Annotated in this window: 13 protein-coding genes; 4 read left to right on the top strand and 9 right to left on the bottom strand. The window is 67.1% G+C overall.

The window, feature by feature from the left end:
• Positions 1–36: 36 nt before the first annotated feature.
• A complete protein-coding gene (locus tag N801_RS11700; protein ID WP_035937917.1) occupies positions 37–1245 on the bottom strand; it encodes a CHC2 zinc finger domain-containing protein in 1209 nt (402 codons plus the stop codon).
• Positions 1242–1883 (bottom strand): hypothetical protein, encoded by a 642-nt coding sequence (locus tag N801_RS21070; RefSeq protein WP_035937915.1) that lies wholly within the window; start codon positions 1881–1883, stop codon positions 1242–1244. Before N801_RS21070 ends, N801_RS11700 begins: the two co-directional genes overlap by 4 nt.
• A 467-nt stretch (positions 1884–2350) precedes the next feature.
• Between N801_RS21070 and N801_RS11690 the strand changes: the two genes are divergently transcribed.
• The 4 genes from N801_RS11690 to N801_RS21060 all read left to right on the top strand — a co-directional run bounded on the left by N801_RS11690 (position 2351) and on the right by N801_RS21060 (position 8324).
• Positions 2351–5578 (top strand): YobI family P-loop NTPase, encoded by a 3228-nt coding sequence (locus N801_RS11690; RefSeq protein ID WP_156996724.1) that lies wholly within the window; start codon positions 2351–2353, stop codon positions 5576–5578.
• A 120-nt stretch (positions 5579–5698) separates the two neighbouring features.
• On the top strand, positions 5699–6475 hold the full coding sequence (locus tag N801_RS11685) for a hypothetical protein (protein ID WP_169744260.1): 777 nt from the start codon (positions 5699–5701) through the stop codon (positions 6473–6475).
• Positions 6476–6669: 194 nt separating this feature from the next.
• Complete coding sequence (locus tag N801_RS19810) at positions 6670–7701, top strand: PGN_0703 family putative restriction endonuclease (protein WP_342666919.1); 1032 nt, start codon at positions 6670–6672, stop codon at positions 7699–7701.
• 323 nt (positions 7702–8024) lie between these two features.
• Positions 8025–8324 (top strand): DUF429 domain-containing protein, encoded by a 300-nt coding sequence (locus N801_RS21060; RefSeq protein WP_169744259.1) that lies wholly within the window; start codon positions 8025–8027, stop codon positions 8322–8324.
• Positions 8325–9042: 718 nt separating this feature from the next.
• On the opposite strand, the gene N801_RS20285 is transcribed toward N801_RS21060, so the two are convergent.
• From N801_RS20285 to N801_RS11640, 7 genes are all read right to left on the bottom strand, one after another.
• Entirely contained in the window at positions 9043–10458 is a 1416-nt protein-coding gene (locus tag N801_RS20285; protein ID WP_281175692.1) for a type IV secretory system conjugative DNA transfer family protein, read from the bottom strand.
• A 227-nt stretch (positions 10459–10685) separates the two neighbouring features.
• A complete protein-coding gene (locus N801_RS19805) occupies positions 10686–11561 on the bottom strand; it encodes a hypothetical protein (RefSeq protein ID WP_052112907.1) in 876 nt (291 codons plus the stop codon).
• A 62-nt stretch (positions 11562–11623) separates the two neighbouring features.
• Positions 11624–13087: a putative type IV secretion/conjugal transfer ATPase gene (locus tag N801_RS11660; RefSeq protein ID WP_035937905.1), complete on the bottom strand. Its 1464-nt coding sequence runs from the start codon at positions 13085–13087 to the stop codon at positions 11624–11626.
• The gene (locus N801_RS11655; RefSeq protein WP_035937903.1) at positions 13084–14532 is read right to left on the bottom strand and encodes an SCO6880 family protein; all 1449 of its coding nucleotides are present in this window, start codon (positions 14530–14532) and stop codon (positions 13084–13086) included. Before N801_RS11655 ends, N801_RS11660 begins: the two co-directional genes overlap by 4 nt.
• A 15-nt stretch (positions 14533–14547) precedes the next feature.
• Positions 14548–15867, bottom strand: coding sequence for a hypothetical protein (locus N801_RS11650; RefSeq protein ID WP_035937900.1), 1320 nt, complete (start codon positions 15865–15867; stop codon positions 14548–14550).
• Positions 15864–16610, bottom strand: a complete 747-nt coding sequence (locus tag N801_RS11645) for a hypothetical protein (RefSeq protein ID WP_035937899.1) — start codon at positions 16608–16610, stop codon at positions 15864–15866. The genes N801_RS11650 and N801_RS11645 overlap by 4 nt, the downstream gene beginning before the upstream one ends.
• 35 nt (positions 16611–16645) lie before the next feature.
• Positions 16646–16930, bottom strand: coding sequence for a DUF6112 family protein (locus N801_RS11640; RefSeq protein WP_035937898.1), 285 nt, complete (start codon positions 16928–16930; stop codon positions 16646–16648).
• Between the last annotated feature and the right edge of the window lie 690 nt (positions 16931–17620).

Here is a 17620-nt window from a genome sequence, read left to right as displayed (position 1 = left end):
TGGGCTCGGGCGGTCATGGTCATGGAGGTGCTTTCTTCACAGGTGAGGGGTGAACGCGGTCGCCGGCGCGGCTGCCGGTCCGCGGGGGGCCAGCTGTGCGAGTTCGTATGCCGGGTGGCGGGCTTGGGTGAGCAGGCTGCGGAGCGCGCTGGGACCGTGTTCGGCGATCCAGTCGGCGGGATCCCGACCGGCGGGAAGGTCCGCGACGGCGATGGGGTGATGGAGCTGCCGGTACAGCAGGTCGACCCATCGGGTCGCGCCGTCGCGTCCGGCAGCGTCGCCGTCGAGGGCGAGGTACGCCCGCTGCGACGACAAGGCCGAGACCTGGCGGGCTTGGTCGCGGCTGACGCTGGTGCCGCCGGTGGACACGGCCACGACGGGGAGGCTGGTCGACACTCCCGCAGCCGCAACGGCGAGGACGTCTAAGGGTCCTTCGACGACGACAGCGTGCGCCGGCGGGCTGGGGTGGGACACGAGCGTGAAGAGCATGGTCGACTTGTCGAACACGGCTGTGCGCGTGGGGTTTCGGTAACGTGGCCCACGGGAGGTCTCGAGAGTCTGGCGGCCGATGAACCCGGTCAGATGACCCTCGGAGTCGCGAACCGGGACGACCAGCCGTCCGCGCAGGGTGTCGATGAGCGTGTCTCGACGGGTGCGCTGCGACAGGTCGAGAGCCAGCAACTCGTCGTCGCTCACGCCGGCGCGGCTGAGGTGGCGGGTCGTCGTGGCCCATTCGGCGCCGGTGTGCCCGACGACGTGGGACTCGAGTGCTGCCTCGACCGGGGCGACGTCGAGTCCGCGGTGGTTCCGCAGCCAGGAGAGAGCGAACTCGTGGTTGACCGGCCGGGTCCAGCGTTGCCACGCCAGCTCGTTGATCTCCCACGCCCGCTCCGGGACGACGTCAATGGTGGGCGGCTGCGGCAAGGGAGAGGCGGGCGCTCGGCGAGCGGACGACATACCGAGGTCGTGGTCGTTCTCGAGGTAGGCGACGGCGTCTCGGAACGTGAGGTTGCGCAGGCGGGCGACGTATTCGATGACGTCTCCGGAGGCGCCGCAGCCGAAGCAGTGGAACCGGTCGGGGATGCCGCCGACGGACAGGGACGCGGTGTGGTCCTCGTGGAGCGGGCAGCAGCCCAGGAGGGACTTGCCGGTGGGACGGAGTTCGACTCCGGAGGCGGCGACCACATCCTCGATGCGGTGGCGGGCACGGACGTCGGCGACGTCGATGGTGCCGGTGGCAGTCACAGCGATACCGCCCGTGCTAGGGCCGTCGTGCGCGCGACGGCGGTGATGGTGTGGTGGTGGCGGGCGAAGTGCTCGGCGGTCATGTCCGGGTTGGTGGCGAGGGCTCGACGGTAGGTCTGCTGGACCAGGGAGCGGCTGGTCGTGACGGCGATGACGGCGTAGGTGTCCCACGTCTTGTCATAGGCGTAGAGCAGGCCCTCGGTGGCGCCGGGGTGGCGTTTGAAGGAGATGCGGACGTCGTGCTTGGCGCCCCAGCGCATGCCGAAGTCCTCGTCGAGGCCTCGGTCGCCGTGGCGGGCGTGGAAGGCCCTGGGGCCCACCCATTCGAGAGTGGGCGTTGGGGTGGGGGGCCGACCAGTTGATCTGGTGATGATGTCGCGCAGCTCTTCGACTTCGGTGGCACCACCGTCCAGTGCATGGCGGAGCTGCGTCACGGTGCGGCTGAGGGTGGGTTCGTCTTGGGTCTCGACGGCTACGGCCATCAGAAGGAAGGCGTTGCGACGTCCTTCGAGGTAGGGCGAATCACTCTCCCTCTCGATCAGGGCGTGATTGTTGATGGCCATCCGCAGGGCGAGGGACTCGAGGTCCTCTTGCTTCGAGTTCTCGGTGGCGGGGTCCCCGTCCGTGGTGCAGCTCATCGGTTCGACCTCCCCGCGCGACACGATGTCGCGCTATGGGGAGGACACCGTGAGAGCGGGGCACCCAGAGTGAGGCCGCAGTCGGGGCAGCAGTTGTTGGCATGCCCCACTTCGCCCAGAGTGATGTGGCCTAGGGTGCGCGACGCCCTTGCCCACCTTGGGCTGCAGAGCTCCCACGCGAGCGCGTGGTGCTGGCGCTGGCGCTGGACACGACACTCCGGTCGAATCAGGCAGCAGCGGCCTCTCGGCACGGCCAGTGCGGCAGTGCCTGGAGTGCACCCCGAGGGGATGTGGGAAACCTGCCTTGGTGTCGGCGGTCGCGGTTACTGTGACGGCCACGAGCAGAAATCGGACCCAGCCAGGATTTCCGGGGTGGAGGACGCGCGACCGTCCAGCCATGCATGCCGGACGCTGCGGGTCCGAACTCGGTCTCAAGTGCAGAAGCGGACGGACACGGAGGGGACGCGGTGACGAACACAGCACAGGAGAGTGGCGAGGCAAAGGGTGCCGCGAAGCCTCGGACCACGATCCGTCCCGAACCTGTTCACACGGTTCCGCAGGGAATCCTCGTGGACGGAGGGAGGCGCGCCGCCGGGTCAACCGCATCGGAAAACACGGCGGACCGGTCACCGGACACCGAGGTCCAGGACGACGGAGCAGAACCGACTTTCGCTGACATGCGTCTCGAATCGCTGACTCCGAGGTACGTGGAGGCACAGCACGGGACCTACCTGCGACGCCTCGAAGAGGCCGTAAAGGATCCCGACAACCGGAACGTCGCCGTGACTGGTCGCTACGGCGCGGGCAAGTCGAGCGTGCTGGATGAGTTCGCGCGCAAGCGCGGAAAGAAGGTGTTGCGGCTCGCAATCTCGACCCTTGCTCCGGGTGAGGAGGGCGAGAGCACGACGAACCGAATCCAGAAGGAGATTGTCAAGCAGCTGCTGTACGGCGCTTCTTCCAAGGTTGGGAGGAACTCGCGCTTCAACAAGATCGCGGTCCTGAGCTGGCGTCAGGCTTGGTTGCAGTCCGCGCTCGTTGTAGTCCCGTTGGGCGTGCTCGCGTACCTGTTCGGTGTTCTGCCGCACATGAAGTGGCCAGGCAGCGACGCAGCGGTGTTTTGGCGGGTTCTCGTGTGGTTGGGGGCAACGGTCCTGGTGACGGGTCTGGGCAGCGTGGTCCGGATGCTGACCTATGACCGCTTTAGCGTCTCCGACGTGTCGGCGGGCGGGGCAGCGCTCACGTTGACTGCAGCGCCGAAGACGTTCTTCGACAAGTACATCGACGAGATCGTCCACTACTTCGATCACGAGGCGAAGGACTTCGTCGTTTTCGAGGACCTCGACCGGTTCGAGGACCCCTACATTTTCGAGGCTCTGCGAGAGCTGAACGTGCTGTTGAACAACACCCCAAAACGGCGCCGGGACCCGGGTGCGACCGGGTCGCCTCAGAGTGAACCGTTGCGGTTCATCTACGCGGTGCGCGACAGCGTCTTCAGCAAGATCGACGCCAGCCCTGCCAACAAGGGGCGCGAGACCGAGAACAGCGACCCCAACGGGAAGGCCCAGGACCCAGACTCGACTGCGAAATCGGAGCCGCACTCGACGCCGGGCGGTGCCCGGGTCTCCGAGCTCGATGAGGCTGCTGCGGAGACTCAGCGTGCGAACAGGACCAAGTTCTTCGACGTCGTCATCCCCTTGGTGCCGTTCATCTCCCACCGCAACGCCCGAGACCTGCTCGCTGGCCTGCTCGAGGAACGCGGCGTGGCCGGAATCGAACGGCGGCTGGTGAACACGGTTGCACGGCACTGCACGGACATGCGCCTGATGCGCAACATGTGCAACGAGTACCTGATCTTCTCCGAGCGTCTCCTGCAGCCGGTCGAGCCTACGAAGACCGCGCCCGATCTGGACGCCACCCACCTGTTCGCGTTGGTTGTCTACAAGAACTTTCACCTCGAGGACTTCGAGAACATCACCCGGCGCGACAGCGACCTTGACCGGCTCTACGACCTCGCGCAGCGACTGGTCCGCGAGAACATCGCTGGACTCCACCGGCGCAAGCGCGACCTGGAGTCCGAGGAGCAGCGGGTGCGGACCCGGGACCGGGATGCCGAACGCATGGGAGAGCTCCTCAGCGACTACGCCGCTTTGCTGCTCAAGACCAACAACCCCTACGGCTGGACGGTGCTGCGCTTCGGCGTCGGCTCGACGTTTTACTCGCCGAAGGACTTGCCCACCTACGAGTTCTGGGCCGCCGTCGCGGAGGCCCGGTCGTTCACCATCGCGGTTATGAACAGCGAGACCAGCAACCAGCATCGCAACGTCGCCACCCTCGACGCGAACTGGCTTACCACGTTCGTACCCGACGCGCTCCAAGCGCACCGGTGGACCGAGTTCGACGAGGCGAATGCTGCGCGACCGCTGGCCGACATAGAGGCGGAGATCGACCTGCTGCGCCGTGCCACGTTCGAGGACTTGGTCAAGGCGTCGCAGTTCACCCTCACTCCTACCGACGGCGAGGCCCTGCGTCTGCTGCCGCGGCCAAAGCCGGAGCAGCCACAGACGTTCGCACAGCTGGTGGCCGCAACTCTGAAGTCGAAGCTTGCCGCGGAGCTCGTCCGACGCGGGTACATCGACCGGAACTTCTCGCTTTACGCGGCACAGTTCTACGGGAACTTCACCGGCGTTGACGTCGCCAATTTCATGGTCCAGCACGTACAGCCGAACGTCATGTCCATCGACTACGACCTCAGCAGGCACCGCGTGGGCGACAACGAGGGGGCTGTCGCGAACCTACTTGCCGAGGCGCAGGATGCCGGCGAGGAACTGCTCGAGTCAGTGGCCGCCTGGAATATCGACATCGTAAATCACCTGCTCACCACTGACCGGGCTGCGGCTCGTGTTGTGGCTGGACAACTCATCGCCAGTTGGGCGAGTGAAGAGCCCCGCGAGTTCTTGTCCGCGTACTTCACCTCGGAGCGCGCCGAGGGCGAAAAGCTTGCTTCGCTTCTGGCCGCATGCCGGTGGCGGGACGTATACACCTACCTCGTCAGTGATGATGGTGTCCCTACGGCTGCGCGCGCCTCGCTGGTCAACGCGGCGGTGGGCGGCTTCGACACGCACGCAACCTACGAGCTCGATGATGAGGTCCGCGCCTTCTTCGAAACCCACTACCGCGACATGCGCTGGCTGTGCGGCGAGGAGCCGCTCGGCGAGAGCGACGACGTGCCCGGGCGGACCGAGGGACAGTCGTCCGAACGGCCGCTGGAGCGCATCGACACGCTGCTGCAACGCACGAAGGTCCTCTTTGCCCAGCTTCGGCCTCTGCGTCCCGACGTTCGCGAGCGTGCTGTGGCGGGAGACCGCTACAAGCTCACCGCTGAGAACCTACGCACGGCGCTCGGTCTCAGCGACGACGAGGGTTTGCCGCTAGAAGCGGTCCGGGGGCGCCGCGACGTCTACAAGCGCTGCTGCCAGGGTCTGTCGTCCTACCTCGGCGCCGTTAAGAACGACGAGCGCACCGACTATGCGGTTAACACGGCCGAGACCCTCGTCGCCGTGCTGGAGGACCTTGTCGCCGACTTCGAGGACGGGGAGGTAGCAGACCCAGGCTCAGGTGAGGTGGCCGCACTACTGGCGCATACCGCGCCGACAGCGACGCTCCATCAACTGCAGGACGCGCCGGACTCAACGTGATCGGCGCTCGCGGCCGCCAATTTGTTCCGTGCCTCCCTGGCCAACCTCGAGAGGTACCGCGCGGCTCGGGGCGGCGACCTCGACGAGCACTTGGGCGGCTTGCTGGAGAAGGCAGGTCGCGTGTACGTCGATGAGGACGGGGACAGCACCGACGCCGACGGAAGCGAACTCGACCGACAGGACGCTGCGGTCGCCGTCCTGAACGCCAGCACCCTCGCCACGCAGGTTCGCGTCGATCTGGCGACTTCGCTGGAGCCGGCGACGCCACTAGTGGTCGACGACATCGGCTGCGAGGCCAGCGACCTGTTCGCCCTGCTGCTCGCGGCCGACCTCGTCGCCGATGACGAGGTGACCTTCGCGTGTGTACGACTCGGCGGATGGGCCGCTCTCGGCCCAGCCATCAAGGTTTCCGGCCGCATCGAGTCGTTCCTGAGCCCCGAGCTGCTCGACGGCATGGTCGCCGACGCGCTCAGCGACGCCGGGACGGCGGCGAAGGTGGCCGGCGAGGTCCTCAGGAACGTGAACTCGTACGTTTCCGAGGACGACTGGGCCGCGCTGAAGGCCGTGGCTAAGTACGCTGACAAGCACGCGGTCGCTCTCGATCCCGCCGTGGTCGTCCGCATCGCCCGCGTCGGTGACGGTCACAACGACCAAGACGTGGCTCGGATGCTGCGCCTTCTAGACGCAGCCTCACCGGCCGCCGTTGCGGACCACGTTATCGAGACGTTCAAGCACCTCGGGGGCCCGTACAACCGCATCACCAACCCGGGGGACTCTTTCGAGTTCAACTTCGACGACATCCACGACAGGCTGCTGAGGATTCTCTACTCCGAGAACCGCATCAGTCGTGGTTACCCGCGCATCCCCAAGCGCCGGTACAGCGTGACCGTGAACTGACGTCCGCTCGACGCGGAGGCTCCGCCGCGACCGGGAGCTTGACGATCAAAATGTCTTGAAGAGGCGCCGCCCCTACGACGGCGCCACTCGGTTGATCCAAACCTGCGTCACACCGCCGCCAGGAGGGCACGGGACGGTGCTCGCCTCAAGCGCTGGCAGCAGCGATAGCGGACGCGTCGGGATATACCTTCTGTATGGCCCCTGCCGATCCCACCGCCCCTTGGCATGATCCGTCTTGGCGGGTGAGCTCCGACAATCCGCTGCAGGCGGGTCTTCGTCTGCAGCAGGCGTGGTGGCGGCAAGCGTGTCGGGGCATTCGTGAGGCTGGAGTCCTGCACCCTCCACTCAAACTCGACAAGCCCCCGCGTTCACACAACCCCCTCGTGGTCTCAATGCTGCCGGCGACCGTGGCTGGCTTTGCCCCCAACCTGATGTGGCCCGCATCAATCGACGCCTACGACGTGGCGAAGTCAGAGCTCACCGCCGGTGCAGGAATCATCTATGAGGATCGGCTTCGCCGGAATCTCCTGTCTTCGCAACCCCTATGCTTCAACCTCTTCGGGTACCTCAGCCAGGTAGACGCGAATGCACTCCTGCCGTGGGTACGCCTCTACGCGGCCCGGGCAGTCTCGGTCTCCCGAATCCGGTTGGAGTACTCGCCTTCGGTGTCGGAGCTAGGTGCGGCCCCGCTTGGCGGGTCAGCCTTCGACGCGTTCGTCGAGTACACACTCCCAGGCGAGTCCAAGGGGTTCATCGGCATCGAAACCAAGTACCACGAGGATCTCGCCAAGGGTCTGAAGATCCCGCCGGAGGGAAGCGCTGCCCGCGACAAGTACGCGAGAGAAACCCGGCTCCGAGCGTGGCTGACTGGGGCCGAATCCAGACTCATCGAACACCGAAAGAACCTGCAGTTCTGGTACAACCAGCTGCTCGCACAACGAACCCACGAGCTAGTCACGGACAGCATGGGCGGGCGACTCTACGAAGAGTTCACTGAAGTCGTAGTCGCCTGCCGTCAAGATGAGAGCGCCAAGGCGGTGGTCCGCACGGTGGCCGCCCAACTCGCTGAGGGCCATGCAGGCACCCTGCGCTTCTGCGCCATCGACGACGTCGTGAGCACTGTGGCCGGCCACGATGACTGGAAGCGCGAGTTCCACGAGCGCTACACAGACTTCACGCCCATCCAGGATTACCTCGAGGCGCGGTCGCCACTCACCTCGGCCTAGATGAGAGACCACGCTGCGAGCCGCCGCCGAGTTTTCGCTGTGGGGCGCGAGGATGCAGAGCATGCATAACGTGACTTGGGGACTCGACCTGTCAACGAACAAGCGCAAGACCGCGGCCGTGGCACTCGATTGGTCAACTCCGGGTGAGGCCCGCGTGGTGGACGTCCGGTTCCCATTGCGAGCCACCGACATTCCTGCGTTAGTCGCCGATCACCGTGAAAGCACTTGGGCGGTCGACGTGCCGTTCGGCTGGCCCGACCTGTTCGTGACGTTGATGACGGACCGCCACAGAGCACCGCTGTCCGCAGGAGCGATGCCCAGTGATGGCGGACTGGGACCACTGGCGAACGAGGGAGGTCGCACAACGCCGAACCGACCGATTGCTCACCGACGACAGTCGGATCAAGACGCGACCACTTCCCGCCTCGTTTCAGCTACTCGGCGCCACGGCGGCGATGTGGGCGCTGATCGAGGCCCAGCTGGTCTGCGATGGCGTGAAGATCGACAGAGCAGGCCTCGAGGGCGCACTGTGCGAGACCTACCCGGCTGCTGCCTTGTCAGCCTGGAGCCTAGGAAAGAAGAAGCAGAACTGGCCTCAGCTCCGTGAGAGTTCACCTTCCTGATGGCCGAGGAGGGTCTCGTTCCTCATTTCTCAAGCGATGACGTATGCGACGCCGTCGTCTGTGCACTCGTGGCACGCGCTCGCGACCTTGGTCTCACCGTCAAGCCACCACAGGAAGCGCTGGACGCAGCCCGGCGAGAGGGCTGGATCCATGTCAGCTGCGAATCGCGCGCTCGGCTCGTGGAGAGCTGACGTTCGCTGCGTCTATTCGGTCCTACCGACAATCGTCTAACAGTCGCGAGTGGCGTCTACACGACCGCGCTGCCATGCGGGTGCCTGCTTACGGGCCATGACAGGGGGACTTCCGGTGGAATCCTTCTGCTTGGTCGATCACGAGGTCAATGGACTCATCGGGTCGCGGTGCTCATGAGCAGTGCATCGGGTGACGGCAGCTTGGTCGCGGAGGTAGACGACACTGTCCCGCACCGCTCTGATCCAATCGAGCCCCGCGCTGGGTGGGGGCCTATCGACGAAGCAGGCGCGTTCGGCGTCGCGAAGGGCAGCAAGAGTTTCGACCATTGCGTTGTGCCGCTCCCAACAGGGCGGGATGGTGCGGACGTCCAGGGCGAATCTCGAGACGAGACCCGCAACCCAAAGCCGGAGGTCGGTGAGCAAAGCGTCGTATTCATTGCCGTTGAGCGACGGCACGTGGACGGGGCCACCGCCCATCGGCGACTGCGCTGGAAGTCGCGCCGTCGCGGCCCGACCACCGTCGGTTGTCATGCCGCTGGACTCGGCGCGACAACGACGCCCGAGCGAATCTCGGCCTCGACGGCGGCGCGGTCAGCGGTCAGCTGTTTCGCGGCAGTGCGCTTTGTCCATGGATGGAGGGTGAGCGCAATAGCAGGAGCGGCGCGCATAAGCAGGATGGCTGTGCCGAACGGCAGAGTGCGCAGCTGGGCGGGTTCGACGATGGGGACCTTGCTGTTGGAAGTAGATGTGGAACGGCGGCCGTCGGCGCCACGACTCGTAGACCTAGTGGTCTTCTCTCGTTGGCCGATGAGGCGGGACAGGTCGTCGAGGTCGCGGGCATTCGACCCGCCGCCCAAGATGATCTTGACGATGGCGGCGTCCCAGATGGCTTGGGCCGCGTGTTCGCTCCAGACGTGGCGAGCCTGGGCCAGAGATTGCAGGACGACGATGGTGGAGATGCCGGTGCCGCCACCGTCGGACATGAGCGAGGGCAGGGAGGGGAGTGGGTAGTTCGCTGCTTCGTCGAGGACGAGGGAGAGCGGCGGGTCGAGCCGCGCGCCAGGGGACCTGGCCGCGCGGCGTCGAGCAGCTTCGACGATGTCCTCAATGAAGGCGGCGACGATGCCGGAGGTTGCGGTCGCGCCGGTGGAGGTGCCGAGCAGGTAGAGGGTGCCCTCAGCGGCCAGGAAGGCGTCCGGGTCGAAGTCCTCCCCGGCGTCAGGGCAAAGTGCATCTAGGACCGTGGGGTCGCCGAGCGCGTTGAAGGCAATGGTCACCATCGCCCAGACGGAGTCACGTTGGCGAGGGTCGGCGTTGAGAATGCCGTCCAAGGCCTGGTCCCACGCGTGGGCCGCACTCTCGTGGGTGGCGAGGATGTGTACGGCCTCGCTGGCGTGAATCGCGGACAGAGACCACCGATAGAGGTCGCGAGTGGTTCGGCCGCCGAGGTCCGCAGCGTGCAGGAGGCACCGAACGGCCTGCTCGGCAGATGTCTGCCAAAAGTTGGAGTCGGTGGTGCCGTCGGCGCCACCGGAGGTCAGACCCGTCGCGCGGATCATCGCGACGTGCGGATCCCTGCAGCCACGAATCGGGGACCAACGCGTTGAGGACCGTATGCCGGTTGCGAGGCCTTGCGGGTCGAATACCGCTACGGGGCCGGTCGCCCGACGCGAACGAAGCGTGACCGCGAGGTTGTCCGGGCGCGTGCTGGTGGTGACGACGGCGCCAGGCGCGTCTAGGATGAGCGGGATCGCCAAGTGCAGACCCTTGCCCGAGCGGGGTGGCCCGAGGATGACGACCGAGTCCTCGATTGAGGCATGACAAGCAACTCCTCGGGAACTGCCGATGCGGTAGCCGACGTCTCGCAGGCTCAGCCCAGCACGGCCCGGGAGCAGCGTTGCGGCGCTCGTTCGAAGCCGGCGCCCACCAGCTGCGCGCTGCACTTCGCTCCGACGCGCCGCGTGGGAAGAGAGCCGGCTTCGGCGAGGCTCGCGACCGCCGGATCTGATCCCGTTCCGCTCGACCAGATACAAGAGCCCGAAGCCGACCGCGAAAAGCAGCGCTGGCCAACCGGATGCCAGCCCAGTCTCAGTGATCGTCACGCTGATCCCTCCCGTTTTCCATGCACTCGGGAAACGAGAGGGCGGGGGCACCGTGCACGCCAATCAGCTCAGCTGTCGATGGAAATTCCACCTCGCGGCTTGGGTCGAGCGCGGTTCCAGAGCTCGAGGTCTTCCAACTCTTCGAGAACGCCGGTCTCCCAGTCGCGGGCTTGACCAGCGGACTCGGCGGCCGACCAGCAGACATCGAACGGGACCCGGTTCAGCGCTGCGATGGCCCAGTCCTTCGTTCGTTTAGGTCCGTTGGTGTTGAGGTTATCCAGGCGGCCCGCCAGCCAGTCCGGGTCAGCCAAAGCGCGGTCGAGGGCCGCCTCGCCGAACCCTGACACGGCGCCGCGACCTCGTGCGTAGACGCGAAGGCGGCCGCGAACGCCCGAGCCACGTCGTTCGCCGGCCATGCCGACGTAGACGATCTGACCCTCGCTCCTAAAGGCATAGATGCCCGGGGAAGTTGCGGCTTGGGCAGCTGCGGTAGCGAGTGGGACCCAATCGCTCCAGGTCAGCCCTCCCAACCGCAGACGTGTGGAGTCGTCGTCGCTGACCGACTCCACAGCCACACCATCGATCGCTTGCCCCGAGTCGTCGGGATCCGACGCGGGCTCGCTGGCGGGTGCAGCGTTGGCGTCGGAGGTCGGAGCAGACAGCAATCGGAACGATGTCTGCGAGATCCGCTCTGCCCACCCGTTGTCGAGGAGGGCTCGATGGGCGAGCTGACGGAGGCGGTGAAGCGTCGGCGTCGCCTTGCCCGTCTGAGTTGGAATGCCCGCCAAGTCAGCGATGAGCCACTTCAGCGCCTCGCCGGTGCCGGGCCGCGGACTGTACAGACGTGTGCCATCGCCGCGATCGTCGACACCGAGGGCCCACATGCGTGCATACAGCGCGTCAAGGCTCACCTCGTGTCCGTCGTAGCTGAGCACCTGGGTCATACGACGACCATAGGCGCGGGCAGCGACACCCGTACGTGGAGTCGGGTCCCCCGCACAGCCTCTCAGCTGACTGTCGACGTCATCCGCTGGCTGGTGTCGAAGACGGATCTCTCGGCGTCGGTCGCAAGGTGCCTGACCACGAAAGCCCGGCCGCCAACCCGCCAAAGCCCTTCACCCTGCTGCAGATCCGGAAGCTGATCCCGTTCGGCAGTGGTCAGGCCCAACTGCTCGGCTGCATGCCGAGCCTCGCTGACCTCCTGCTGGTACACAATCTTGGTCGAGCAGTCACCCAGCAGACCCCGTGCCAACGCTCGCGCCTCGGATCCGGCATCCCCCACCGCGTCGAGATCCGAAAGGCGATGCACGACAAGCAGATTCGCGATCCCCAGTCCACGCGACAACTTCCACTGCGACTGCATCCGAGCGAGCAACGCGGGCTGGCGCATGAGCCTCCACGCTTCGTCATAGATCACCCACCGCTGACCGCCGGCTGGGTCGGCCAGGGCCGACTCCATCCACGCCGACGCGCAGGTCATCAGCATTGCCATCAGCTGGTCCGAACCGTGCACGCGCGACAGGTCGAGCGTCACCATCGGCAAGGCAGGATCGAGAGACACCGTCGAGGGACCGTCGAACAGCCCGGCCAGGTCACCGGACACGAGACGTCGCAGGGCGTGCCCGACCTCGCGACCGTCCCGGGCCAGCTCCTGCGCGGTCGCGCCCGGCAGCCCAAGTCGTGGGGTGAGCATCGCGTCCACCACCATCGGCAGCGTGGGTGTGGCGCTCGACGACACAGCAGACGTCAGTGCCGCATCGAGGGCAGTGTGCTCGACCGCCCGCAGCGGCCGCCCGAGCGCCGACTCCGAGAGCGATCCGACGAGTACGCGCCGTCGCTGCGCGACCTCCCGCTGCCACGCGTCCTCATCGAGCAAGGACCCGCGCGGTCCTGGGTCGAGCGGGTTGAGCCGGTGCCGGGTTCCACCGCCGAGCTGGATCGACGCCCCTCCCACGGCTTCCGCGACGGCGGTCCACTCACCCTTCGGGTCGCCGGGCACGTAGACGCGTCGCCCGACCGCGATCGAGCGCGTCGCCATGGACTTCGCCAGGAACGACTTGCCCTTGCCCACGACCCCGGCGAGTAGACAGTTCGGGTTCGTCAGCACCCCGTTGCCGTAGAGCACCCACGGGTCGAAGCAGAACCCGCCGCCGGACCACGCGTCCTGACCGATGTAGGCGCCCTCCGACCCCAGCCCCGCCTCCGCCAGGAACGGGTAGGCACCAGCGACGACGTCCGAGGTCGCGCGGTGCGCCGGGACTCGGAGTCGTCGCAGTGATCGACCGGCCTCCGGTCCGTTCTCGCCTCCGGCGGGCAGGTATGCCGTCCGCTCACCCTTCGACTTCGGCTCACCTTCGCTATTCGGAACGTGAGCGAACGATCGGAGAGCTGAAACGGTGGGCCGGACGGAAGGCATACGGCGTCGTTTCCCGGACGCACTGAAGAAGGTGGTATCGGTCCGGCGGGTCATCGGGAGACCTTCCGTCCGAGGGGGAGCGCGGCAGCGGTAAAGGCGCGGGCCTGCTGGCCGTAGAGCCTGCGGGTTTCGCAGCCTGACTGGATTGCGGCGCGGGCGATCTCGGCGACCGAGGCCTCAAGTTCCTCGAGTGAGCCGGCGGTCACGGCGACGAGACCGGTGAACCGGACGTCGGCGTGGCCCGAGATGAGAGCCCGTTCACGATCGACGACGTCGGAGGCCTCGACTGAATCGGACAGGTCGGCGATGACACCGAGCCTGGCCTTCTGGGCGGCGTCAGTGGCGTACTCGACCTTGGCGCGTCGGATGTCGCGGATTGCTTCGTCGGCCGGGATCGGCTCGTAGGTCATCGAGATCGTCTTGCGGATCCCTGGCTGGAAGACGAGGGAGTGCAGGAAGAACGGGGGAGCGGCGACACGGGGCCACTCGCTCACCCACAGGACCGCGGAGTGGCCGGTGTCGTGCTGGAGGTGGCCCCAGTGCTCCTCGACCGCGACGGGACCGGCCGTGTCGAGCTTGGCGGTGGCCTGCTCGGTGGCGCCGAAGCCGGGGTCGTAGGCGGTGCGCAGGGTCGCGGCAACGTCCTCTTCACCGAGCCACCAGGGAACTTGGATCTCGGCCGCTCTCAGGCTGGCCTGGAACAACGTCATTTCCTGCTTGAGGAAGGCGGCCGCTCCGGCAAGGCCGCGACCGGACTGGCGAAGCAGCGGTCGCGCCTTGCGCAGGTCCAGCGAAAGAGCAGCGAGGGTCCGATGGGCCGAGGCCGCCGGGACAACGGTCGTCATGAGCTCTTCGTACTGCCGGACCACCCACGCGCCGCTGTCCCCACTGGCGTGGGTCTCCCACCAGCCGGTGATGCCGCGTCCGGCGTCTGGGAGCGTGACCTCGAGGATCTGGACCCGCGTGCCGCTGCCTGTCGCGGCGAGGTGGGCGAGGGTGCGCGACCAGCCATGGACCCGGCGAGCCTGCTCGTCCGGCGACTGGAGCACGAACGACGGGTGCCTGAGCAGAGCGATCGCGGTGAGGGTCTGCGCGTGTGGATCGTGCAGCATCGCGGCACCGGTGTCGGGGTCGACGAGGAAGCGCAGGGCTGCCGCGTCCCCCGGCAGCGCGAGTGTGCCTGCAGGCCGCGGCCGGTCGGGCCGCGCGCGGAAGCGGGTCTGCCTCGTTGCTGCGCGCCAGGCGTAGTGGAGGGCGGTGGGCACCCACTCGATCAGCGGCGTGCCGCGCCATGGGACGAACGCTGCCGCGATGGCGCTTCCCCAAAGGGGTGAGGTGAGAGCGGCGCTTCGGCTCCCGCCTACGAACAGGGCCGGGACAAGAATGGCGACCGCGAAGCCCAGCGAGGCGAGTCGCAGCGCCGAGAAGCCGAGGAGGACCCCTCGGCGAGGCAGCCGCGCGAAGCGGATCGCGGGAGCCGTGGATGTGGTGTCGGTCATGACGAGGCCTCCTGATCAGTTCTTCTGCGGCGGCTGGTGCGGACCTTGTGAAGGCGAAGTGGGTTGTGGCCCGGACGCTGGGGGTGTCGTGTGGGTGGGCGGGCCACTTCCGGAAGCTCCACCTCGCGGAGGTTCCCTGAGGGTGAACTCGGCTGGGGTCGTCGCGTTTGTCGCGGCCGAGGCTGCGGCTGGACCGCGAGACTCGACGGCCCCAGCCGAGCGGTTGGAGGGTCCCCGGCCGTGGGCGGCCTGTTGGTGGCCGGGGTGGGGGGCGTTCTCGAGTGGGCCGGGGCGCCGTTGGGCCATCTGCCGACCTCCCGCTGCCAGTCCTGCGGCGGCCCCGGCGCCACCAGTTGCAGCCATGGCCGGCAGGAGCGCCCGACCTGTTGCTCGAATCGCCGCCACCTTCTGAGGGGCCGCGGCGACGCTGCGAGCACCGGTGCCGGTCTGGGATGCCGCCGCGTGCGCCGCATGGATGGACTCCCCGGCGAAGCTAAACATCTTGATCGAGACCCAGGGTGCGAGGCCACCCATGAGCAGCACCAACGAGCCGCCAATGAGTTGGGTGGCTTGCTGGGTCGCGCCGTCGCCGGCCTGCCCGGCTCCCTCGAGGACGAACACGCCGATGGACAGGATGAGGACGAGCAGGAGTTTGGACGCGATCATCGCGACGACGAACTCGATCCAGCGCCGCACCCACGCGCGAGAGAAGTCAGCGGCAGCGCCTGCGAAGGCGATCGGAGCCAGTACGGCAGCGACCAGCAGCATGAGCTTGCGCGCCAACATGGCCGCCCACACGATCACGACGGCCGCGAGCGTCACGAGGGAGAGCAGCAACACCACAGCTGGATTTGATTGGGAGGTGAGCCGAGCGACGGTGAGCTTGGCCCCCAGACCAGCGACGTTGGTGTCCATGGTGGCCTGGACGACACCGGCGCTGAGCGCGTCGACCGCGGCAAGGAGGACTCGGGTGGCCGCGAGGGCCAACGCAGTTCCCAGGGTGGCCGTGACGAGACCCGATAGGGCGCGTTGGAGGCCGCCGGGTTCTTGGCGCAGGACTGCACGGATCAGCTGGATGGCGAACAGGCCTACGCAGAGCACAGCGGCGATCGCTCCCGTGATTGCCATCTCGCGCAGCAGATTCGGCGAGGTGAGATCGAGGGTGGTCGCCTCGTCGATCTGCTCCCACAACCACGTCGTGGCCTTGACCGATGCTTCACCGAAGTATCCGGCGATGTGGGAGAACGCGGACGTCGCGGCCCCTGCAGCGGCGTCGTTCACCGAGCCCTGGATCAGGCAGAGCGGGTTGAGCTTGTTCGGACCCTCGCAGCTCATGACGGACCCACCGGGATCGAGGTGAAGGTGATGACGCCGACGACGCCGAATGCCGTCCGCACTGGTGGTCCTTCGAGGTTGAGGCTGACCGCGACGCTGAACCGCTGCGTGCCAGCAGCGGAGGTGCGGGTCACCATCGCGGAGACCTCGCGGGCCGTGACGCCGGGATCGGTGATGCGTCCGCTGGCGACGGCATTCGTCCACACGGTGGGCTGCTGGACGCGCTCGACTTCCGCGACGTCGACCGTGTGCCGACTCGCCAGTTGGGTCCACTCCGTCTGAGACGGGACGGGTGCCGGACCGGCCGTCGCGTCGGTCACGGACCAGACGGCGAACCGATCGCGCGCGGACTTGGGCACCAGGCCAATCACCAAGGGTTCGGTCGTGGCGGCGGACTCGGCCTGGACCCAGGCGAGGTGCGAGTCGCGCGTGACCTTCGTGTAGTCGCGTGACAGAAGGCGACGGACAAACTCATTGGAGTAGAGATCGGCCTGCTCGGTTGCCGCGCCAGTGATGCGAGGGGTCGTCGACTTCGCCTCGTAGCGCGGGGTCGACGCGATCCTCGCGAGCCCCTCCTGAAGCGCCACGTCCGTGGTTCCGTCTGGCAGGCTCGGCACGGCGCTGGGGACGCGGGCATCGGGCGCCGACTGATGGGGTGCGGCCGGGGGAGGACGATCGCTCGCGCCACCGAAGTGGGCGGCAGCGCCGAACATCGCACCGAGGACAACCACGAGCAGCGCCACGAAAGCAGCGCCACGTGGCAGGCGAGGCGCCCGCATCACCTGATCCCGGCGCCAGCGTTGTTGAAGAAGGTGACCAGCGTGCTGGCGGCGCCGAGCAACATCGCCGCACCCGCAGCGACGAGGACGCCGGACTTGCCCTTGCCGGCGACGTGCGGGTTGGAAGAGTGGCTACCGATGGCCCAGGCAACCGCTGACAGGGCGATGCCGGCAACAGCCGCAACGAGTCCGAACGCGAGCAGGCCGCCGACGATCGTCTCAAGCGCGTCGAGTCCGGGAAGCCCGCTGGTGTTTGGCTTGATGTCGATGAACGGAGCAGACATGGCAAGGGTGCCTTTCGCAGCAGAGGCGGGCCGATCCCGCTCGTACTACGACCACCCAGCCGCCGGGGCACTATGTGCGAGATTCCCCAAGGGAGGCAGGCTCTTGGGGAAATTGGAACCGTGGCACGACGCTCGTGCGGCGCGGCATTACCTTGTGGCCTCAGGACGTGGACGTCTTCTTGGCGGGACCACTCCATGTCTCACGGCAACCCAATCGACGGGCCTCGACCCGCTCCGCACCTTCGAGAGGGGAACGGGCGTAACTCGAAGCTCAAACCTTGTGGTCTGGAACCATTTCCCGACGAGTCAGGGGGCAGGGTCGGAGGCGCTAGGGGTGGGGGTCACCGATTGCCCAATCGGTACAGGCCGCGCGTCGCTGATGGCCTCCCGTTGTGCCCATAGGACCACCAGGAGGACAGCACCCGTGATCGCAGCCAATGCCATGGCGACTGCGGGTGGTTGTGAGGGCGTGGCGGCACGGGCCAGCACCCCGGTGGCGCCTGCCACGATGACGGCGATGACCATGGCCGCTGCCCATGCTCCGACGAGTTGACCGATCACTGCGACCGTCGCGGTGACCGCAGCGGGCCACACCCAGACGGATCGTGCGAACTCCGAGATCACCTCGGAACGAGGTGGCTTCGGCGCGAGAGGCGACAGGGAGTTCGCAGCTAAAGGGGCCCCCGTTGG

The organism is Knoellia aerolata DSM 18566, from assembly GCF_000768695.1.
GTDB classification, from domain to species: domain Bacteria; phylum Actinomycetota; class Actinomycetes; order Actinomycetales; family Dermatophilaceae; genus Knoellia; species Knoellia aerolata.
Note: the sequence above shows the minus strand (reverse complement) of the source record. Positions and strands in the feature narration are given on the sequence as shown.